Annotated in this window: 19 protein-coding genes; 18 read left to right on the plus strand and 1 reads right to left on the minus strand. The window is 54.6% G+C overall.

Annotation, left to right across the window (positions count from 1 at the left end; all coding sequences use genetic code 11):
- Positions 1-225: 225 nt before the first annotated feature.
- From mobA to PKO01S_RS25895, 15 genes are all read left to right on the plus strand, one after another.
- A complete protein-coding gene (mobA, locus tag PKO01S_RS25820) occupies positions 226-831 on the plus strand; it encodes a molybdenum cofactor guanylyltransferase (protein ID WP_127534329.1) in 606 nt (201 codons plus the stop codon).
- 211 nt (positions 832-1,042) lie between these two features.
- A complete protein-coding gene (nirB, locus tag PKO01S_RS25825) occupies positions 1,043-3,502 on the plus strand; it encodes a nitrite reductase large subunit NirB (RefSeq protein ID WP_127534330.1) in 2,460 nt (819 codons plus the stop codon).
- 11 nt (positions 3,503-3,513) lie between these two features.
- On the plus strand, positions 3,514-4,062 hold the full coding sequence (gene nirD / locus PKO01S_RS25830; RefSeq protein WP_307719853.1) for a nitrite reductase small subunit NirD: 549 nt from the start codon (positions 3,514-3,516) through the stop codon (positions 4,060-4,062).
- A 131-nt stretch (positions 4,063-4,193) separates the two neighbouring features.
- Positions 4,194-4,913: an iron-sulfur cluster repair di-iron protein gene (gene ric, locus PKO01S_RS25835; RefSeq protein ID WP_127534331.1), complete on the plus strand. Its 720-nt coding sequence runs from the start codon at positions 4,194-4,196 to the stop codon at positions 4,911-4,913.
- Between the two features lie 16 nt (positions 4,914-4,929).
- Positions 4,930-5,970 (plus strand): hypothetical protein, encoded by a 1,041-nt coding sequence (locus PKO01S_RS25840; protein ID WP_127534332.1) that lies wholly within the window; start codon positions 4,930-4,932, stop codon positions 5,968-5,970.
- Complete coding sequence (locus PKO01S_RS25845; protein ID WP_127534333.1) at positions 5,957-8,128, plus strand: molybdopterin oxidoreductase family protein; 2,172 nt, start codon at positions 5,957-5,959, stop codon at positions 8,126-8,128. The genes PKO01S_RS25840 and PKO01S_RS25845 overlap by 14 nt, the downstream gene beginning before the upstream one ends.
- Entirely contained in the window at positions 8,125-8,685 is a 561-nt protein-coding gene (locus PKO01S_RS25850; RefSeq protein ID WP_127534334.1) for a 4Fe-4S dicluster domain-containing protein, read from the plus strand. Before PKO01S_RS25845 ends, PKO01S_RS25850 begins: the two co-directional genes overlap by 4 nt.
- Before the next feature lie 24 nt (positions 8,686-8,709).
- Positions 8,710-9,312 carry a QcrA and Rieske domain-containing protein gene (locus tag PKO01S_RS25855; protein WP_127534335.1) on the plus strand — a complete coding sequence of 201 codons (603 nt, stop codon included), beginning with the start codon at positions 8,710-8,712 and terminating at the stop codon, positions 9,310-9,312.
- Positions 9,302-9,490, plus strand: a complete 189-nt coding sequence (locus tag PKO01S_RS25860; protein ID WP_127534336.1) for a hypothetical protein — start codon at positions 9,302-9,304, stop codon at positions 9,488-9,490. Before PKO01S_RS25855 ends, PKO01S_RS25860 begins: the two co-directional genes overlap by 11 nt.
- Positions 9,487-10,704: a nitrate/nitrite transporter gene (locus PKO01S_RS25865; protein WP_127534337.1), complete on the plus strand. Its 1,218-nt coding sequence runs from the start codon at positions 9,487-9,489 to the stop codon at positions 10,702-10,704. Before PKO01S_RS25860 ends, PKO01S_RS25865 begins: the two co-directional genes overlap by 4 nt.
- Positions 10,705-10,951: 247 nt before the next feature.
- Entirely contained in the window at positions 10,952-11,299 is a 348-nt protein-coding gene (locus tag PKO01S_RS25870) for a PadR family transcriptional regulator (RefSeq protein WP_127534338.1), read from the plus strand.
- Positions 11,299-11,877 carry a DUF2812 domain-containing protein gene (locus tag PKO01S_RS25875; RefSeq protein ID WP_127534339.1) on the plus strand — a complete coding sequence of 193 codons (579 nt, stop codon included), beginning with the start codon at positions 11,299-11,301 and terminating at the stop codon, positions 11,875-11,877. The genes PKO01S_RS25870 and PKO01S_RS25875 overlap by 1 nt, the downstream gene beginning before the upstream one ends.
- 782 nt (positions 11,878-12,659) lie before the next feature.
- A complete protein-coding gene (locus tag PKO01S_RS25885) occupies positions 12,660-13,520 on the plus strand; it encodes an HAD family hydrolase (protein ID WP_164779775.1) in 861 nt (286 codons plus the stop codon).
- Positions 13,521-13,681: 161 nt separating this feature from the next.
- Positions 13,682-14,140 carry a GyrI-like domain-containing protein gene (locus tag PKO01S_RS25890; protein ID WP_127534341.1) on the plus strand — a complete coding sequence of 153 codons (459 nt, stop codon included), beginning with the start codon at positions 13,682-13,684 and terminating at the stop codon, positions 14,138-14,140.
- A 37-nt stretch (positions 14,141-14,177) separates the two neighbouring features.
- Positions 14,178-14,333: an S-layer homology domain-containing protein gene (locus tag PKO01S_RS25895; protein ID WP_127534342.1), complete on the plus strand. Its 156-nt coding sequence runs from the start codon at positions 14,178-14,180 to the stop codon at positions 14,331-14,333.
- Between the two features lie 855 nt (positions 14,334-15,188).
- Here the strand turns inward: PKO01S_RS25895 and PKO01S_RS25900 are convergent.
- A complete protein-coding gene (locus PKO01S_RS25900) occupies positions 15,189-15,803 on the minus strand; it encodes a TetR/AcrR family transcriptional regulator (RefSeq protein WP_127534343.1) in 615 nt (204 codons plus the stop codon).
- Positions 15,804-16,049: 246 nt separating this feature from the next.
- Between PKO01S_RS25900 and PKO01S_RS25905 the strand changes: the two genes are divergently transcribed.
- From PKO01S_RS25905 to sfnG, 3 genes are all read left to right on the plus strand, one after another.
- Positions 16,050-17,510: a 4-hydroxyphenylacetate 3-hydroxylase family protein gene (locus PKO01S_RS25905; RefSeq protein ID WP_127534344.1), complete on the plus strand. Its 1,461-nt coding sequence runs from the start codon at positions 16,050-16,052 to the stop codon at positions 17,508-17,510.
- A 31-nt stretch (positions 17,511-17,541) separates the two neighbouring features.
- Entirely contained in the window at positions 17,542-18,699 is a 1,158-nt protein-coding gene (gene ssuD / locus PKO01S_RS25910; RefSeq protein WP_127534345.1) for an FMNH2-dependent alkanesulfonate monooxygenase, read from the plus strand.
- A gap of 76 nt (positions 18,700-18,775) precedes the next feature.
- On the plus strand, positions 18,776-19,849 hold the full coding sequence (gene sfnG, locus PKO01S_RS25915; RefSeq protein WP_127534346.1) for a dimethylsulfone monooxygenase SfnG: 1,074 nt from the start codon (positions 18,776-18,778) through the stop codon (positions 19,847-19,849).
- The last annotated feature ends 422 nt before the right edge of the window (positions 19,850-20,271 follow it).

Below are 20,271 nucleotides of genomic sequence, written 5' to 3' on the forward strand. Positions count from 1 at the left end.
GATGCCTGCACAAAGTGCAGGCATAACGACCGGAGCTCTCCGTCGTAGCTGAATTTCTGCACAACGTGCAGGAATTGGGGTGCGATGCACTGCATCGCTGAAGGCAATAAAATATTGCCTTAATATTTGGCCGCATTCTTCTCCGGTTGTGACATGCTTCACTTACAGACCGCCTATTTCCCGCTAAAGTAGAGATATAATGTGCGGAAAGGTGGAGGAACAGTTATGCTTACCGGGGTTATATTGGCTGGCGGGGCGAATCGCCGGATGGGAGGAGAGCGCAAAGCTCTGCTCCCGTTCGGCGGCAAACCGCTTATTGTGCGGCAGTTGGAGCGGATGGCGGAGCTGTGTGAGGAGCGCATCATCGTGACGGATGATCCGAAGCCGTACTTGCCGGTCGTCGATCGCTCGGTTCGCATCATTACCGATTTCTATGAGGGGTGCGGACCGTTAGGCGGTCTGCACGCTGCGTTGTCGCTGGCGAAGCATTCCGCGGTGTGGGCTGTCGGCTGCGATATGCCGTTCATTTCCGCCGATGCGGCCCGGCTGCTGCTTAGCCGGAAACAGGACGGATTCGATGCTGTCGTGCCTCTCGCGGGAGGCGAGCTTCATCCGCTGCATGGCATCTATGACCGGGCGGCGGCGACGCAGATCGAAGCGCTATTGAAGCAAGGAGAGACCGCTCTGTCTGCGCTGCTGAAGCCGCTCTTCTGGAGCGAGATTAGCGATTCGGTGTTGTCGGAGAACGGGATCGACTTGATGTGCGTCACATCGTTCAAAACGCCCGGAGCCTACGAAGCTATGCTGCAGCAGGTAGAGCAGCTCCACTGACGAATCAGCCTAATGCACGAATGACAAAAGGCGGTACAGGACAACATCCTTCGGGCGATGTCCTGTGCCGTCTTTTGTGCATGGCCTATGAATCGAGACATAATGTTCACATTTTGCTCGATACCCTTGTGATTTAATTCACATCACAAACGCGAGACTAATCGTATGATGAATGCAAGCAGCTTAGCAAGCGGTGGAAGGAGCGGGAACAATGGGTGAAGCAAAGCAAGAAAATATAGCGAACAAAGAGCGGCTGGTTGTAATCGGCAATGGCATGGCAGGGATTCGAACGGTCGAGCTCATTAAGGAGCACGCGCCAGACAAGTTCGCGATCACGGTCATCGGCAAGGAGCCGTCGCCCAATTACAACCGAATCCAGCTCTCTTATTTACTCGAAGGAAGCAAGACGTTCGACGAAATCGTGCTGAACGATTACAGCTGGTACGAGAGCAATGGCATTGAGCTGCTGACGGGAATCGAAGCGGCCGGAATCGACTTGGCAGCAAAGCAGATTACCATGAGCAACGGGCAATTCGTCTGTTACGACAAGCTCATTATTGCAACGGGCTCGAAGCCTGTGATGCTGCCGGTTCCAGACGCGGATAAAGAAGGAGTCGTCAGCTTCCGCGACCGGCAAGATTGCGAGCGGATGACCAAGGCAGCCCATGCATATAAGAACGCGGCGGTTATCGGCGGCGGACTGCTCGGCTTGGAAGCGGCAAGAGGGCTGTTGAAACTGGGCATGCAGGTGACAGTCGTGCATCTGTTCCCGGATTTGATGGAGCGGCAGCTCGATGCAGAAGCATCTGCGATGCTGAGGACGGAACTGGAGAAGCAGGGTATGCAGTTTATGCTAAGCCGCAAGACGTCGGAGCTGTACGGAGACAGCCGCGTTCAAGGCATACGGTTCGAGGATGGCACCGCGCTGGAGGCAGATTTAGTCGTGATGGCGGTCGGCATTAAGCCGGAGACGGCGCTGGCACACGATTGCGGCTTGCAAGTCGGCAGAGGAATCATCGTGGACGATTACATGCAGACGAGCGCGCCGGATGTATACGCCGTCGGCGAGTGCAATGAGCATCGAGGCATCTGCTACGGCTTGGTCGCTCCGCTGTTCGAGCAGGGAGCCATCTTGGCGAAGCGGCTGTGCGGACTTTCAGCCGAGCCGTATCAAGGAACAACCGTATCGACGAAGCTGAAAATTTCGGGCGTCGACGTGTTCTCGGCCGGAGAGTTCCAAGACGCGCCCGGGCTGGACGTTATCCGGATGCAGGACCATTGGGCCGGTACGTACCGAAAGGTGCTGCTGCGCGAAGGCCGTATCGCCGGTTGCGTTCTATTCGGCGACATCACCGATTCGGCGCAGCTGCTCCAGTGGGTGAAGGCGAGTGCGCCGATGACGGAGCAGATTCATGCGCGGCTTGCCGGTTCGGCCAGCAACACGGACAACAGCGACCCGCTTGCGTTCGTCGCGGCGATGCCTTCGGACGAAATCGTGTGCGGGTGCAACGGCGTAACCAAGGGCACGATCGTACAGGCGATCACGTCCAAGGGGCTGACGACCGGCCAAGAGGTGCAGGCTTGCACGGGAGCCGGAAGGTCGTGCGGCGGCTGCAAGCCGACCGTCGAACAGCTGGTCGCGTTGACGCTCGGCGAGCGTTATGAAGGCAAGGCTGCGGCGGAAACGGTGTGCGGTTGCACGGATCATAGCCGGGAGGAGGTCATCGCTGCGATTCGCGGCAAGCGGCTGACCCATGTCCGCGAAGTGATGCAGGTGCTGGAGTGGCGCAATCCGGAAGGCTGCACCAAGTGCAGACCGGCGATCAACTACTATATCGGGATGGTGTGGCCGGAAGCGTTCGAGGACGAGTTGGACAGCCGGACGGTGAATGAGCGGATGCATGCCAACATTCAGAAGGACGGCACCTATTCGGTCGTGCCCCGCATGTACGGCGGTGTGACGACGCCGGATCAGCTTCGCGCGATTGCGGATGCGGCCGACAAGTACGAGGTGAAAATGGTCAAGGTGACCGGCGGACAGCGTCTTGACTTGCTCGGAGTGAAGAAGGAACTGCTGCCGCTTATCTGGGATGAGCTCGGCATGCCTTCGGGCTACGCTTACGCCAAGGCAGTCCGCACGGTCAAAACATGCGTCGGCAATACGTTCTGCCGGTTCGGCACGCAGGACAGCATCGGCATGGGCATCGAGCTCGAGAAGAAGTTCGAGCGTTTATGGATGCCTGCCAAGTTCAAAATGGCGGTTAACGGCTGCCCGCGCAACTGCGCGGAAGCGGAAATTAAAGATTTTGGCGTGATCGGCAACGAGGGCGGCTGGGAAATTTACGTCGGCGGCAACGGAGGCATCAAGGTGCGCAAAGCGGAGCTGCTGTGCAAAGTGAAGACGGACGATGAGCTGATGGAGATTGCGGCTGCGTTCATCCAGCTGTACCGCGAATCGGGCAAATACGGCGAGCGGACGTCGGAATGGATCGAGCGGGTCGGTCTTGAGGCCGTCATCCGGGAGGTCGTGGAGGATAAGGAGCGGCGGGCAGCGTTGACGGCGCGGATGGAGCAAGCGCTGGAAGGGCTGCATGATCCTTGGCGGGAAGTCGTGGAACAAGAACGGCTGCAACGGCAGCTGTATGAAGATATTCAGCTTCAGCTGAAGTAGGAGGAATGGCAATGGGAGCGATACGAGCACAGTCGCAAGCAACGGGACAATCCAAGACAGATATTCGGCAGCGGCCGCAAGAGCGGGCAGGTGCGAACGTACCCGCACCGATACAGGCATTAGCAGCAACAAGCACACAGTCATCAACGGAACCAATAACGGAGCCAACCACGACGGTCATTTCAATGGCTGTCCCGCCAGAACCAACGAACTCATTCGAGCCAAGCGGCAGTGTGCAGTATTTCAAGGCCGGCAGTATAGGGCAGTTTCCGCTTCATCTTGGCAAAAAGGTTACAATCGGTTCGCTCGACATCGCGGTGTTCCGCACCGCCGAGTCGGTCTTCTATGCGCTCGACAACCGGACGGGGCATAAGAAAGGCGGCCCGCTCGCGGAAGGTCTCGTCAGCGGCGAGTATGTCTATTGTCCGCTTCGGGAGTGCCGCATTCATCTGCCGACGGGTCAGGTGCAGCAGCCCGATACCGGTCAGGTGGCCACTTATCCGGTCCGGTTGAAGGACGGCTTCGTCCTGATCGGCATCGGTCAGCCGCAAGCCATATAACGGACACGATATGGACACCGCAGCTGTGACGGATATCACTTACGGCGCAACGCGGTTCAGCTATAGTGAGGTTGCAAGCAAGTTGACGGCATCGGCATTGTGTCCAAGGAAGAACGACTAGGAGGGTTTCTATGGGAACAAATATCGAGCTTATGGACCGCGTTGGCGACATTGTAACGAACTATCCGAATACGGCGGAAGTATTCAAGCAATACCGGATCGACTTCTGCTGCGGGGGCAACAAGTCGCTGCAGCAGGTCATTGAAGACAAGCGAATCGAGCAAAGCGAGCTGCTGCTGGCAAGTCTGGAGCGGGCGGCCGTCTCCCGCAAGCCGGATGAGACGAATTGGACCGGGCGAAGTGCGGCCGAGCTGATCGAATATATCGTCACCTATCATCACCGCTATTTGCAATCGTCGCTGCCGCAGCTGAGCCAATATGTGAATAAGGTAGCGCGCGTGCATGGGCCGCATCATCCGGAGCTTCTCCAAGTCCAAGAATGGTTCCAGGCGCTGCGTCTCGATATGGAGCTCCATATGGAGAAGGAAGAGAACGAGGCGTTTCCGGCCGTCATCGCATACGAGCTGTCCGGAACAGAGCACAGCCGTCAGCAGCTGCTTCAGATACTCGAAGAGCTGGAGAATGACCACCGGGAAACCGGCAATCTGCTGCAGAAGATCAGGATCGCGACGAGCGACTTCACGGTGCCGGAGGATGCCTGCACGACATTCAAGGTTACGTACTTGAAGCTGGAGGAACTCGAGGCGGATATGTTCCAGCACATCCATCTGGAGAATAACATACTGTTCGCCCGCGCAGCGCTTGGCAAGCCGGACGAATTCGCAGGGTGAAGGAGTTGCTGACGGCATGGATCGGGCTTTCGCTTCCAAATTCGCCCGCAGCGTTTTCCTTACCGTATGCGGGCTTGTCATACTTATGGGCGTCGGCTCAAGATGGTTCACCCATCTCGATCTTGCGCTTTACGGCTACATGGTCGGCACTGTCGTCTTCATCGGCGGCTTTTTTTACCGGTTCATCGCATGGGCAGAGCGGCCGCCTACGCGCATTATTTTGACCAAAGGCATCAAGCTGATCTTCCGGCGAAGCACGCCGCAGACGGCGGCGGAGCATCTAGTAACGTACCGGTTCATCTGGAACCGGGGATGGTACCGCTGGACGCAGCACGTCTTGCTCGGCTGGGGCTGCATCTTGTCCGCTTTCGTGACGTTCCCGCTCGTGTTCGGGTGGATGTACTTCACGATGGAAGACAACGGCATGTACACCGTCGTCGGGTTCGGCATCGACCTGATGCGGATCCAGGCGGACGGCCTGCTTGGATTTCTGTTCTACAACGCGCTCAACATTACGGCCTTCATGGTCATCGGCGGCGTCTCCATGGCGCTCTACCGCAGAGTCCGCAATATGCAGGCACGGGCGGAGCAGACGTTCGTCTACGACTTCTTGCCGCTTTATCTTCTTCTGTTCGTCAGCCTGACCGGGCTGCTCCTCACGTTCTGCAACATCGTCCTCCACGGCTACGGTCATCCGGTCGTAACGCTTGTCCATCAATGGTCTGTCATCGTAACGCTTATTTACGTTCCGTTCGGCAAGCTGGCTCATATTCCGTTCCGGCCGATGAGCGTTTTTGCACGAAATTACAGAGAGCATTACGCCGAGCAAGAGATGAAATTGTGCAAAGTATGCGGCAGCGGCTTCGCTTCGGCGGAGCAGTCGAACGACGTCATCGCCGTGCTGAACGCGAACGATATCGAGTTCAGAACAGAGGACGGCAACCATCTCGCAGAACTGTGCCTGCCTTGCCGCCGCAAATACCGCATGTCCCGTTTCACCGGAATTCCGACTCACCGGATTCCCGTCAAGGAGGCCAACCAGAATGCAAGGGGATAACCGTACAACGACGTTCGCGAACAAAATCCACCCGAACGAGCAGCTCGTCCCGACGCATTGCTCCTACTGCGGCATGCAGTGCGGCATGAACCTTCGCGTCGACAAGTCGACGAACAAGATCATCGGCGTGGAACCGAGATACGACTGGCCTGTTACGCTTGGCAAAATGTGCCCGAAAGGCGTTACCGCCTATCAGCAGACGAACCATAAAGACCGGCTGCTGCGGCCGCTTATCCGCGATGACGCTTCGCTCAAAGGAACGAAGGACGGCTTCCGCGAGGCAAGCTGGGACGAAGCGTACAGCCTGATCGTCAGCCGGTTCCAAGCGTTGCAGCGGCAGTATGGCAAGGATTCGTTGTCCGTGTTCAGCGGCGTGTCGATGACGAACGAGAAATGCTACCTGACCGGCAAGTTCGCCCGGGTCGCGCTGCAAACGCGCTATATCGACTACAATGGCCGGTTCTGCATGTCCAGTGCTGCCGCCGGTTTCCTCCGCACCTTCGGCGTCGACCGGGGCTCGACGCTGCCGTGGACGGATCTGCACGAGACGGACTGCCTGTTCATCGCCGGCAGCAATACGGCGGAGTGCCACCCGACCTCGATGTTCCGGGTATGGGAGGTGCAGAACCGGGGCGGCTATCTGATCGTCGCCGATCCTCGCGAGACGCCGATTGCAAGACGCGCCGACGTGCATCTCGATCTGCGTCCGGGAACGGATCTGGCGCTAGCCAATTGTATGGTCAACCTGCTTATCCGCAGCGTACGTATCGATAAAGAATTTATCGCTGCGCACACGAACGGATTCGAGGAACTGAAGGCCATCGTAGAGTCGTTCACACCCGAATATACGAGCGAAATTACGGGCGTCGCCCCGGAGAAGCTGATCCGCGCCGCCGAGATTTACGGCAAAGCGCCGAACGCGATCGTCATGTTCGCCCGAGGCATTGAGCAGCAGACGAGGGGGGCGGACAACGTATCGGCGTACACGAACATGTGCCTCGTCACCGGCAAGATCGGTCGTCCGAAGGCGGGCGTCGCGACCTTCACCGGCCAAGGCAACGGGCAGGGCGGCCGGGAGCACGGCCAGAAGTCCGATCTGCTGCCGGGCTACCGCAAGCTGACGAATCCGAAGCATGTGGAAGAAGTATGCAAGGTGTGGGGCATCACCCCGGAAGAGATGCCGCAGCCGGGCGTGTCCGCTTATGAAATGTTCGAGCTCATGGATCAGCAGACGATTCGGGGGTTGTATCTCCTCTGCTCGAATCCGGCTGTATCGGCGCCGAATCAGAATTTTGTAAGGGAAGCGCTCCGTCATCTCGACTTCATGGTCTGCTCCGACATCTATCTGTCGGAATCGGCCGAGTATGCTGACGTCGTACTGCCTTCCGTCACTTGGTCGGAGGATGAAGGAACGGTCACGAATCTGGAAGGCCGCATTATCAAAATCAACAAAGCTCAAGAACCGCTCGGCGAGTCGAAGCCCGATTGGCTGATCGAGGTCGAGCTGGCGGAGCGGATGGGCAGAGGGCAGTACTTCCGCCATCTGAAGACGGCCCGCGACGTAGCGGACGAATTCCGGCTGGCGACGAAGGGCGGCTATGCGGACTACTACGGTGCGACGTGGGACAAAATCGATCGTCAGAACGGCGTATTCTGGCCATGCCGCGACGAGGCAGATACCGGTACGCCGCATATGTTCCTCGATCATAAGTTTTATCATCCGGACGGCAAGGCGAAGCTGTGCGCGCTCCCGTACCGGCCGCCGGCGGAGGAGCCGTGCGAACAGTACCCTCTGCGGCTGACGACGGGACGCGTCGTGTACCACTACTTGTCGGGCAACCAGACGAGACGGATTCCGTTCCTGCGGGACATGTGCCCGGAGCCATATGTCGAGGTGCATCCCGAGACGGCTGCTCTTTACGGCATCCACCATGACGAAGTCGTCCGGTTGTATACGCGGCGCGGCGAAGCGTTGTACAAAGTGAAGATCATTGAGGCCATTCGGAAGGATACGGTATTCGTTCCTTACCATTTCGGCCATGAGCAGTCGGTTAATCTGCTCACGATCGATGCGCTCGATCCGATGTCGCGCATGCCCGAATTTAAAGTGTGCGCAGCTCAGATCGGGAAGCTGCCGGAAGGGGCGGTCGTCTCTTGAAGCATCATCTATACATTGAGATGGACAATTGCATCGGCTGCCGCAGCTGCCTGGCGGCATGCACGCAGTGCGGCGGCCATGAGGAGCGGAACCGCAACTACGTCTATGACGTCGATCCGCTCGTCTCGCGGCAGACGATTCCGCTTATGTGTCTGCACTGCGTTAATCCGGCCTGTGCCCGCAGCTGCCCGGCGCAGGCGATTCAAATTACGGATGAGGGCGTCGTGCTGTCAGCGCTCGTGGAGAAATGCATCGGCTGCCAGAACTGCACGCTTGCCTGCCCGTACGGCATCCCGAAGTTCGATCAAGAGCAGAACCTAATGTATAAGTGCGACCTCTGCTATGACCGGACCAAAGAAGGGATTCCGCCGATGTGCGCATCCGTATGCCCGACCAATACGCTGCAGTGGCTGACGGATGAACAATTGGCGGCGAAGCAATCGCGGCATGCGCTTGGCCAGTGGACGGCAAGCGAGCCGTACAATCCGCTGGAAGGCATGACGAACGTGAAGATCAGCCTGCCCGGCATCCTGCAAGGGAAACAGAAGCTCTTCTAATTAACCGGCCGTGAGGTGCTTGGTATGGATAAGGATCAGGATCAAGAAGTACAGTGCGCAGAGTGTGTGAAGCAGAAGCATATACAGAACCTGCAGCAGAAACAACAACGAAAGAACGACCAAATCCCTTTCGAGGAAAACAATTATACGCATAACATTCGCAAGGGAGACGAGCGGCTGCTGGACAGGCGGGCGTTCATGAAGACGATGGTCGGCGCTGCAGGCGTGTTCGCCGTATCGACGCTCCCTTGGGGAGCGCTGGCGGTCAAAGGGTTGGCAGGAGGCGGGCATCAAGACGATCCTCCGCTACGGATTACCGATATCGCCGACCTGCCCGTCGGGGAAGCCGCGAAGTTCGCTTATCCGGGCAAGCATGATTCTGCGCTGCTTATCCGGCTAAGCGAGAACGAGTACAAGGCGTATCAGAATGCATGTACCCATCTGAAATGTCCGGTGTTCTGGAGCAAAGAGAAGGATGAGCTCGTCTGTCCGTGCCATCACGGCGCGTTCGATGCCCGGACGGGCAAGCCGACGGCCGGACCGCCGCAGCGGCCGCTGCCCGAAGTGCTGCTCAGACAGGAAGGCGGAGCGGTGTACGCCACGGGAGTGAAGCATTATGAAACGTAGCTGGCGCGGCGTGATTCTGCTATGCATCGTCTTATTTCTGAACATCATCTGTACGCAGAAAGCGGTGAATGCTTATTATTTCGAGCATTACCGGTCGGTTATCATGTATGCCTTGTTCAATATTCTGCTGTTCCCCGCAGCTTATCTGATCTATCGACGGGAGCGTGATGTACGATGAATAAGCGAGCTTTTCAACTGCCGCTGCAAACCGTCAGCCTCGTGCTGGGCTTCATGGTATGGGTCATTCTGTCCTCTCTAATGCCGTTCATTAAAGAGACGATCCATCTGACAACCTCGCAGCTGACTTGGGTGACAGCGGTGCCGGTGCTGATCGGTTCCGTCATGCGGGTGCCGATCGGCTATTGGACGAACCGGTACGGGGCGCGGCTGCTGTTCTCGATCAGCTTCGTCCTGCTGCTCGCCCCTGTCTATTGGGTCAGCCAAGCCGATTCGTTCCGCGATCTCATCATCGGGGGCTTCTTCTTAGGCATCGGCGGTGCTGTCTTCTCGGTCGGCGTTACATCGCTGCCGAAGTATTACCCGAAGGAGCGGCACGGCTTCGTGAACGGGATCTACGGTATCGGCAATCTCGGTACGGCGATCTCGACGTTCGGAGCGCCGGTATTGGCCGATCAATTCGGCTGGTCGCGCACCGTCATGCTCTACAGCATCTTGCTGATTGTAATGGCGGTGATGAACTTTACGGCCGGCGACCGGAACGAGCCGAAGGTGCGGACGGCGCTCGTCGAGCAGATCCGCGGCGTATCGGGCAATTCGAAGCTGTGGCTGCTTTGCTTGTTCTATTTCATCACGTTCGGCTCATTCGTCGCGTTCACCGTTTATTTGCCGAATTTCCTTGTGACCAACTTCGAACTGGCGAAGGTCGATGCCGGCATGCGCACAGCGGGATTCATCGCGCTTGCGACGGCGATGCGGCCGATTGGCGGCTATCTCGGCGATAAGTTTAATCCGTTCAAAATCTTAATGTTCGTCTTTGCAGGACTGACGGTATCCGGCATTCTGCTCTCTTTTGCCCCGTCGATGACGTGGTATACGGTCGGCTGTCTGACGGTCGCCTTGTGCGCCGGCACGGGCAACGGCACGATATTCAAGCTGGTGCCGCTCTATTTCTCGCAGCAGGCCGGCATCGCGAACGGACTGATCTCGGCGATGGGCGGTCTAGGCGGATTCTTCCCGCCGCTGATGCTAACGTTCTTGTTCAACGTAACCGGGCATTATGCGATTGGATTTATGGCTTTGTCCGAAGTGGCGCTAGCAAGCTTCATTCTGATCGTCTGGATGTTCTTTCAGGAGAAACTGGGCGCTGTTACTGCACAGGCGGCGGCTGAACGCGGGCAAACGGCTGAAATTACGGCAACGAAAGCGGGGTAACGGGGATGGACCATTAGGCACTTCGTCTGCGAGCCGCACCTAAAGGTTGTCGCATCAGCTTTACTTCACTGGAGGCTGTTGCGGCAGCCTTTTTTTGTCGTGTACAGAGGGCAGGAATAAATTAGGTGAAACTATATTGACAGTCGATATAGTGAATGTTATTATATCGACAGACGATATATTGATGGTCGATACAACAACAGACGATATAATGCAGACAATCGTTAGATGCGGAAGAGGTGGAACTATGAGAGAGAACGTGCAGGATATGCTGCCTTTGACGGAGGCGTTCTATTACATTCTGGTCGCGCTGTATCCGGGAGACGCACATGGCTATGCCATGATGCAGGACGTGGAGCAGATGAGCGGAGGACGGGTTCGGATCGGAGCAGGGACGCTATACACGGCGCTCAGCACCCTGCAGAAGAAAGGGCTCATCGACAATGCCCCTGGTGCGGACAGCACCGATTCGCGGCGGAAGCATTACACCATAACAGCAAGAGGCAGACTCGTGTTGTTGGCGGAGATGGAACGGATGGAAGAGCTGCTTGGCAGCGGCAGAGCAGCGATCGAACGATTAGGAGGAGATGTGTAATGATGCAGAAGGCTGGCGGCAAGATGGAGTATCGCACCCGGGTTTCTTTCGTATGGAACTATGAGAAGGATGAACAGTGGATGACCGATCTGTCGGCGCAAGGTCTGCATCTGGTCAAGCCGGGAATCGTTCGCAGCCGGTTCGAGAAGGATACGGACCGCCGTTATGTCTATAAAGTGGACTATCACCAGTTGAAGAAGGGCGAGGAATTGAAGTCGTACCTAGCATTATTCGAGGACATGGGCTGGGAGCATGTCAGCTCGTATATGGGGTGGCATTATTTCCGGAAGCCGTATGCGGAAGGCGAGTCTTATGAGATCTATACCGATCGCACCACGATCATTCAATTATGGAAAAGAGTGCAGACGACCTTTCTTATGATCTTGCTCGCGAACATTCCGATTCTGATCCTCAACTTGGTTAATATGTTCGAAACAGCAGACCGTTCCGAAGTGATCTCCAGCACGATTGCATCCGTAAGCGGCTTTCAGACGACTGTAGCACTTTTACTGCTATACGGCTGGTTCCGGTTTCAGAACAAAATCAAACAGCTCAGCACAGATAGCCCGCAAGGTTAGCCTTCCTTTTGCCGCCAGCCTCTCTTGTTGGATTAAAATTAGCGCCCTCATTAGGGCCCTCATGACTCACGGAGTCGAAGTGATGAGGGCCTCGAAGGGCGCTTGATTTATTTCAGGAGTGCTTCAGTGTGAATTCCGTAGTGTGCATTAGAAAATGCGGTGCTTCCATCCGTTCAGCTTGGCAAATGCCTAGATATAGTAATAGTCGCCGTAGATCAGCGAGACATTGATGTTCTCTCCCGCCGGCTTATGCCCCGTACCTTCCAGCAGAACCGCCTGATGCTCGGAATCCCATTTGATGCGAATGGATTGTGAGTGAAGCAGGCGACGCGGCGACCTGCTCCTTATCGTATTGGCGGAAGGGACAGCTCGAACATATTGAAAAGGAACCCATGCGGCTTATAGGCCAAGCGATGTATTTTACACGTCGGGGGTCAATAAGCAGTTAGTTACAAAAAGTACCTTTTCGTCGTAATGTACAAGTATGAGTATGCATTACAAAAACCACGTGGATAGGTGTAACTAATGAGTGACTCAAACACGGTTTATATCGAAACAGAACGGCTTGTTATCAGAACTTTTGTGGAAAGAGCACTGCGGGTTCCAGCTTGTTGATGAGCGAAATTTGTTGATTCATATGATGAATGAACGACATGATTTTAAGTATTATCGGTACCATTTCAAATAGCCCTGAATATCTGCAATTCAACTCAATATTGAGTCTATCCTCTCTTCTAGAATTAGGGTATAGTTGGAAGAATTACTTATGAGGAGAGATGCGGATGTCGGATATACAGGCAATTGTATTAGACTTGGACGGAACATTGCTCGGCAGTGACAAATCCATATCGCCTAGAAATCATCAGACCGTTAAAAAATGTTACGATGCTGGAATTCATATTATTGTTGCCACGGCGCGACCGCCTAGAGCGGCTAATCAATTTGTAGAGAATTTTCCTTTTGTAGACTACTTTGTTTATTACAATGGTGCTTTAATGACATGCAGGTCTAAGCAAACGCAGCGGCACATTAGTATTCCAAATGAGATTAGCCGACAGATCAACAATTTCATCGAGTTACATGCACCTCAATCGATCATTAATTACGAGGTCAATGACTCATGTTATACGTGTACACCAATTCCTGACTCGCAACTTAGTCATTTCGGTTTCCGTCCGAATGATCCTAAGCCTCTGGTTGTTGATAAGAGTTTTATTAATTCACTATCCCCAACCAAAATATTGGTTCATGGTTACAGCGCGTGGATGGATGTTATCGAGCAATTCGGTGATCATGTGAACGTAATCGCAACGGATGGAGGAGCATTGGTTCAAATCATGCAAAAATCAGCCTCAAAAGAAGAAGCCGTGCAATGGGCGCTTGATGATATCGGGGTGAAGTCAGAACATGTGATGGTATTCGGGGATGACTTTAACGATGTAGGACTATTCCATAAGTGCGGATTTCCGATCGCTATGGAAAACGCGATAATTGAATTGAAAAATTGTGCAAAACACATTACCGAATCAAATGACAACGATGGTGTTGCTGTTGCAATTGAGAGATTTGTGGTCCCTGATATCGGAGTGCCTACGGAAGTACTCCAGCGCGGCGCAGGAAGTCAAGGTCCTGCTAATTTTTGATGATCCTCATTCTTGTATGCCTCCTGACGAAGGCAACGACCCCCTCGAAAAGGGGCTGGGTACTAAGTTCTTTACATACGAACGCTTGTTTGCTATTATAGTAAAATATGGTTTTAATGGTATTTTGGATAGTTCAAAAAGATTAATGGGAGAGAATCGAGATGAAAGTAGCAATCGTTGAGCATGGTCCGATGAAGCTCGTCGGTTTATCGATTCAAGTGCTATTAGCGGATGTCGAGAGAAAAGCCCCTGCATTGGTAGCGGACTTTGAGAGCAGGAGGGACGATATCATGGGACAGATTTTGCCGGGGGTAGACATCATTGTGTCCGTTGATCCGCCCGACTACAATGACGACACGGACAACTTCAAGTTGTTCAAGGGAGTGATGGTTGATCCGTTGTCTGCAGAGCAGCCGGAAGGTTTAGAATGGATGGAGCTGCCCGCGATGACTTATGCTTGTACTTCCAAACCTGCAAACGATCACGCCGTATTCGGTTCCCTGTATCGATGGGTGCATCAATCAGGCCATGAGCTTGCGGATTTGTACAGCATCGAAAGGGTCGAGAACGGCGAGACGACGCTGATGTTCCCTATTCGAGTTGGCTCGGTGAAAATCTGACCGTGAGCTTATATAACAACGATAGCACCAATGCGCCATAGGGCCATCCGTTGCTCCATATGCAGCGGACAGCATTGCAACGCTTGTGAAGCACGGCATCGTGACGGGCAGCGGATCGTTCATGAATCCGAACGGAACCGCAACGCGCGCCGAGACGGCCGTTATTATCGACCGTTTGTATCATCTGCAATAATAAATAACGATTGAACAACTGAACGAGGGGCAGAGCAATAAGTCAATGACTTAGCGTTCTGCCCCTATTGTTGTTCTGGCAACGGGTGAGAATGTGAAGCCTTGCGAGATCTTCATTGCATTCTGTGCAATGAAATCCACCACATGAAGCATAACAAGTAGCTTCGTTGTACTTCGTAAAATGAGAAATTGGGGATAAGGGACCAAATCGGCTTGATTAGCCACTAATCGCGTTTTTATATTGTATGGAGTGCAATGAGGCTTTCAGACACGGTTCATTTGGTTTGTTTTCATTGTAAGGAATGCAATGAAGATCAGTTGCTCTGCGCTAGGTGTCAGCGGTTATGTGGTACGAAGAAATGCCTGCACAACGTACAGGCATTTGGTGCCATAGAGCGAGTGAGGCCGAAGAGCGGTACAAAGGATGCAGGTATGTGCAGGGAGTTACGAAGATCTTATTGCATTCTATGCAATGAAAACCACCGCATAGGGCAGAAACAGCAGCTCCGTTGTACTTCGTACAATGAGAATTGGGGTGTAGGTGACCAAATGTGCTTGATTCACCACTAACTAAGTTTTCTTCATTGCATGGAATGCAATGAGGCTTTCAGACACGGTTCATTTGGTTCGTTATCAATGCAACGGGCTGTTCCAAGGTCAGAGGATGACTTATGGGACAGCCCGTTTGTGCTTTCCGGGACACCACAATACGGAATTAATGCACAACGTACAGCCATTGGTGCTAGCCCGAGCGCAGGATCGATGGTCGAAAATAGGTTTGCTTCATGAACCAGAGCCGGCATTGCGTCATCCGTTAGCGGATGGAGCGATGCCGGCTTTGTCGTTGTTCATGGTTCTATGCTTTTGAAGAAGCTGCGCCCATTGCAGGATATACGCCGAGGACGGCAAGCCGAGTCAGTTGAAGTCCCATGTGATCAGGCGAGTATACGCGTTCGTTCGTGAGCCATTTGTCCAGCATGCCTGCTGTGGAGAAGCTGATGTAATCGAGAAGAAGTTCGAGCGGTACTTGAAGCTGCTGATCCAGCCCCAGATTGGAAATACGGATGAAGAAGTTGTCTTTGATCAGGCTGGTCAGCATCGCGCGAAACTGGCCGTTCGGGTAGCGGGACAACATCAACGAATAGAAGCTGTGCTGCTCCATCACATGCCGGAACAATACCGTAAAGATGGGGTCCGCTGAATCAAAGCCCGGCGCGGCTTTCGATGTGACGGCAGCTTCAAGCAGCAGCGTTCGGAGCGTGTCCATTTTCTCAGAGACGAGCTGGCTGAGCAGATCATCCTTATCGAGAAAATGCGCATAGAACGTCGAGCGGTTAATATCCGCTTGCTCCGCGATGTCCGTAATGCTGATGTCTTCATACGGCTTGCGGTGCAAAATCGCCATCAAAGCGTCCGCTATCATCGACCGTGTGCGGGCGACTCTGCGGTCTTTGCCCCGATGATCACTCATCGTATCCCTCCTAATAGATCCGTCATTTTGGTGTATTTTGTTGCTTATCCTACAATTCTTAAACGGTCATTTGTTCCATGAATGTCGGTTATTTGCCTGATGGGAAACAAAACGGACAGATCTGTCGGATAACCGCCAAAGTAAGCGTTATTGATTGTTGATATAAATTGGATATGAGCTATCATAATCTACATACCAGACAAAATCAATCGGATTAATTCGTATTAATAATGGAGGTTGAACAGCATGAGCTCAAGGGGAGATAAATTCAAGGCAAGCTTAGACGACGGACGCAGCGTGTGGCTGGAAGGCAAACCGATCGCCAGCGTGTCCGAGCACGCCGAATTCAAAGGAACGCTGAATACGATCGGCAAGTTGTTCAACATGATGGACGATCCGCAGGAGCGCGATAAAGCCGGATATCTTGTGCCTGAGACGGGGAAATATGCGCACAGCTCCTTCCTCGTGCCGTACTCGCAAGAGGAGCTGGATAAGCGCAGCCGCTCATTCGCCCATTGGTCCTCGGCGACGAACGGGATGATGAGCCGGCTGTCTGATTACGCGCGGTCGATGGTAACCGGGTGGTATGCGGCAAGAGATCAGCTCAGTGAGCTTGATCCGCAGTTTGCGCACAAAATATCAGCCTATTACGAGCATGCGAGGGATAACGACTTGTTCTTGACGACGGCGATCATCGATCCGCAGATCGACCGTTCGAGCGGGTTGGACGACAAGCGGATCGCGGAGCGGTTCCTGCACGTCGTCCGCGAAACGTCCGAGGGCATCGTCGTCCGCGGGGCCAAAATGATTGCGACAGGCGCGCCGTACACGCATGATTTCGTCATCTTCTCGTTCCTGCAATTCCAGTCCGAACACCGTAAGCACGCGCATGTGTTGATCGTGCCGGCGAATTCGCCCGGGCTGCATATCGTCTGCCGTGAGTCGTTCCATCATCCGAATGAACGGAATCATCCGCTTAGCTCGCGCTACGACGAGATGGACGCGGTGCTGTTCTTCGACGACGTACTCATTCCATGGGAACGAGTGCTGCTGTACGGCGATTCCGAGAAGGTGCTTGCGCTGCGGGCTAATAAGACGGCGAACGGGCTGGCGTTTCATCAAAATGTCGTTCGTTTCGTCGCGAAGCTCGAATTTATTACGGGCGTTTCGTTCGCCGTGGCGGAGGCGATCGGCGTCACCGGCTTCCTGCACATTCAAGAGAAGCTTGGCGAGTTGCTGACGCAGATTGACGTCATTAAGGCGCTGGTCATCGCGGCCGAGACGCAGGCGAAGCCTGACGCATCGGGCGTGCTGGTGCCGGATTTGCAATACGTCGAGACAGCCAGAAGCCTGGGGACGAAATATTACCCGAGAGCGGTCGAGATTTTGCAGCAAGTTGGCGCGGGAGGCTTCGTTCAGACGCCGTCGGACGCGGAAGACTTCTACGGTCCGATCTCGAAGCTGATGCATCAGTATTTCGAGGGAGCCTCCGTCAGCGCGGAGAAAAAAGTCGAGCTGTTCAAGCTGGCTTGGGATTTGATCGGCAGTCCGCTTGGCGCGCGGCATTTGCTGTACGAGAAATTTTACGCGGGAGATCCGATTCGCGGATTGGCGAACCACTACAACCGGTTCGATAAAGGTTCCCTGACCGATCCGATCTGGAAGCTGCTTAAGGAAAACAGCAAAGGCAAATCGCCGGCGATTTAATCAAGAACGAAGCAGAGGAGACTCGATCAAAATGGAACTATTCTGGTTTATTCCGACGCACGGCGACGGCCGTTACCTAGGTACGAGCGAAGGAGCAAGGGCGGTATCGCATCACTATTGCAAACAAATCGCACAGGCAGCGGACGAGCTCGGCTATGCGGGTGTACTGCTGCCGACAGGAAAATCTTGCGAGGACGCTTGGATCGTCGCTTCGTCGCTGATCCCCGTCACTCAGCGGCTGAAGTTTCTAGTCGCAGCCCGTCCGGGCTTGATGCTGCCGACGACGGCGGCACGCATGGCGGCGACGCTGGACCGGTTCTCCGGCGGCCGGCTGCTCATTAACGTCGTGGCGGGCGGCGATCCGATCGAGCTAGAAGGAGACGGCTTGTTCCTTAAGCACGACGAACGCTATGAGCTAACCGATGAGTTTCTAACGATCTGGCGCAAGGAGCTGGAAGGCGGGGCCGTCGACTTTGAGGGCAAATATTTGCAGGTTCGCGGCGGCACGGTGTTGTATCCGACGATTCAGAAGCCTTATCCGCCTCTATACTTCGGGGGCTCGTCCGATGCGGCGATGGAAGTGGCAGCCGATCACGTCGATGTGTATTTAACGTGGGGTGAGCCGCCGGCGGCGGTTGAGCGCAAAATCAAACAGATGCGCGAGCTTGCGGCAAGCCGAGGCCGGACGCTCAAGTTCGGCATTCGGCTGCACGTCATCGTCCGCCAGACGGAAGAGGAAGCTTGGCGGGCGGCCGACAGCCTGATCGAGCATCTCGACGAGGAGACGATCGCTTCCGCTCAGCAGGTCTACGCCCGCATGGACTCGGTCGGCCAGCAGCGGATGTCCAGCCTGCATAAGGGAGACCGATCCAATCTGGTCGTCAGCCCGAATCTATGGGCGGGCATCGGACTGGTCCGAGGCGGCGCGGGCACGGCGCTCGTAGGCGATCCGGATCAAGTGGCGGAGAGAATTAGAGAATATGAAGCGCTTGGCGTCGAGACGTTTATTTTGTCCGGTTATCCTCATCTGGAGGAAGCGTACCGGACGGCGGAGCTGCTGTTCCCGAAGCTGGGCTATAGCGGCAGCAAGCGCGAGGAGGACCGCGCGTTCATTAGTCCGTTCGGAGAAGTCATTGCGAACAATATGGTTCCGACTCACCGCGTGAAGGCAGAAGCAAGCACGAACTAATGCATGTATATAGGCGCCGATTAGTCCACTAAAGGCCCCCATTGGTATGAATACAATCAATTATGAGGTGAAAACCATGTCATTGAAATTTGCTTATTGGGTGCCGAATGTGAGCGGCGGCTTGGTCATATCGAAAATTCCGCAGAAGACGGGCTGGACGTTCCAGGACAATGCGAGGTATGCGAAAGAAGCCGAGGAGTCCGGCTTTGATTACGCGTTGCTGCAGACGCGGTTCATTGCCAGCTATGGCGCGGAGAATCAGCTGGAGGCCATCGGTCTGGCTTCCGCTCTGGCGGCGGTAACGAGCAAGCTGAACCTAATCGCTGCCGTCCTGCCGGGGCTGTGGCATCCGGGTCCGATCGCGAAAGCGATCTCCACGCTCGACCATATTAGCCAAGGCCGTGCAGCGGTCAACATCGTTAGCGGCTGGTTTAAAGGCGAGTTCCACGGCTTCGGCGAGCCTTGGCTCGACCATAACGAGCGGTACCGCCGTTCCGAGGAGTTTATTCGCGTACTGAAGCAGCTATGGACGGAAGATGAAACAAATTTTCGCGGAGATTTCTACCGGATTAATGGCGCGCCGCACAAGCCGAAGCCGGTCGCTATCCCGCCGGTATTCCAAGGCGGCAACTCTTCGGCGGCCCGTGAGATGGCGGCGCGAGTGTCGGACTGGTACTTCATGAACGGCAATACGGTCGACGGCTTCCGCGCCCAGATCGATGACATCAACCAGTTGTCGGACGCTCACGGGCGCAAGCTGAAGTTCGGCGTGAACGCCTTTGTCATCGTCCGGGATACGGAGGAGGAGGCGCGCCAAGTGCTCCGCGACATTATCCACTATGCCGATCCGGAAGCCGTTGAAGGATTCCGCAGCCAAGTGCAATTCGCGGGCAAAGCGTCTCCGGAGCGCGAAGGCATGTGGGCGAACTCCAATTTTGAAGACCTCGTCCAATACAACGACGGCTTCAAGACGGGACTGATCGGCACGGCCGAGCAAGTCGCGGACAAGATCATCGAGCTGAAGCGGATCGGCGTCGATCTGATTCTAACGGGCTTCCTCCATTACGAAGAAGACTTGAAGGCGTTCGGCGAGAAAGTTATTCCGCTCGTTCGCGAGAAGGAAGCGGCGCTGGGCGTTGCTGTAAGATAAGCTGGATGGATAGTTTTAAAGAGTCTATTAAAATTTAAAAAATATTAAATACTCTCATAAGTCTCAAGAGATCTCAATAGATCTGAAGAAGTCTCAAGAAGTCTCAAGAAGTCTCCTGCCTTGCAGGAGGCTCTTTTTTTTGTCGGCAAAGCTGTTCCGGTGGATTCATTGCACTTCATGCAATGAAAACATGCTGGATGTGCCTGATAGTAAGTGTTCATTGCACTACGTACAACGATAAAACGGGGTTATCGGCCTGAGCCAGCTGATTTGGCGGAGGAAGTTCATTTTACGTTGTACGAAATACATCGAATCCATTCCATGAGTGCCAGTTGGCGGATTTCATTGTACGAAGTGCAATGAAGGGTTAGCTGCGTGGTACTTATTGACGCTCATCCCAGGTCTGATAGAGAAACAAAGTA

The sequence above is a fragment of the Paenibacillus kobensis NBRC 15729 genome (assembly GCF_004000825.1).
In the GTDB taxonomy this organism is placed as follows: Bacteria; Bacillota; Bacilli; order Paenibacillales; family Paenibacillaceae; genus Paenibacillus_T; species Paenibacillus_T kobensis.

Bases quoted from the DNA above. Each gene is read 5' to 3' on its own strand.
- mobA (WP_127534329.1), top strand. From the start codon at position 226: ATGCTTACCGGGGTTATATTGGCTGGCGGGGCGAATCGCCGGATGGGA.
- nirB (WP_127534330.1), top strand. From the start codon at position 1,043: ATGGGTGAAGCAAAGCAAGAAAATATAGCGAACAAAGAGCGGCTGGTT.
- nirD (WP_307719853.1), top strand. From the start codon at position 3,514: ATGGGAGCGATACGAGCACAGTCGCAAGCAACGGGACAATCCAAGACA.
- ric (WP_127534331.1), top strand. From the start codon at position 4,194: ATGGGAACAAATATCGAGCTTATGGACCGCGTTGGCGACATTGTAACG.
- PKO01S_RS25840 (WP_127534332.1), top strand. From the start codon at position 4,930: ATGGATCGGGCTTTCGCTTCCAAATTCGCCCGCAGCGTTTTCCTTACC.
- PKO01S_RS25845 (WP_127534333.1), top strand. From the start codon at position 5,957: ATGCAAGGGGATAACCGTACAACGACGTTCGCGAACAAAATCCACCCG.
- PKO01S_RS25855 (WP_127534335.1), top strand. From the start codon at position 8,710: ATGGATAAGGATCAGGATCAAGAAGTACAGTGCGCAGAGTGTGTGAAG.
- PKO01S_RS25860 (WP_127534336.1), top strand. From the start codon at position 9,302: ATGAAACGTAGCTGGCGCGGCGTGATTCTGCTATGCATCGTCTTATTT.
- PKO01S_RS25865 (WP_127534337.1), top strand. From the start codon at position 9,487: ATGAATAAGCGAGCTTTTCAACTGCCGCTGCAAACCGTCAGCCTCGTG.
- PKO01S_RS25870 (WP_127534338.1), top strand. From the start codon at position 10,952: ATGAGAGAGAACGTGCAGGATATGCTGCCTTTGACGGAGGCGTTCTAT.
- PKO01S_RS25875 (WP_127534339.1), top strand. From the start codon at position 11,299: ATGATGCAGAAGGCTGGCGGCAAGATGGAGTATCGCACCCGGGTTTCT.
- PKO01S_RS25885 (WP_164779775.1), top strand. From the start codon at position 12,660: ATGTCGGATATACAGGCAATTGTATTAGACTTGGACGGAACATTGCTC.
- PKO01S_RS25890 (WP_127534341.1), top strand. From the start codon at position 13,682: ATGAAAGTAGCAATCGTTGAGCATGGTCCGATGAAGCTCGTCGGTTTA.
- PKO01S_RS25900 (WP_127534343.1), bottom strand. From the start codon at position 15,803: ATGAGTGATCATCGGGGCAAAGACCGCAGAGTCGCCCGCACACGGTCG.
- PKO01S_RS25905 (WP_127534344.1), top strand. From the start codon at position 16,050: ATGAGCTCAAGGGGAGATAAATTCAAGGCAAGCTTAGACGACGGACGC.
- ssuD (WP_127534345.1), top strand. From the start codon at position 17,542: ATGGAACTATTCTGGTTTATTCCGACGCACGGCGACGGCCGTTACCTA.
- sfnG (WP_127534346.1), top strand. From the start codon at position 18,776: ATGTCATTGAAATTTGCTTATTGGGTGCCGAATGTGAGCGGCGGCTTG.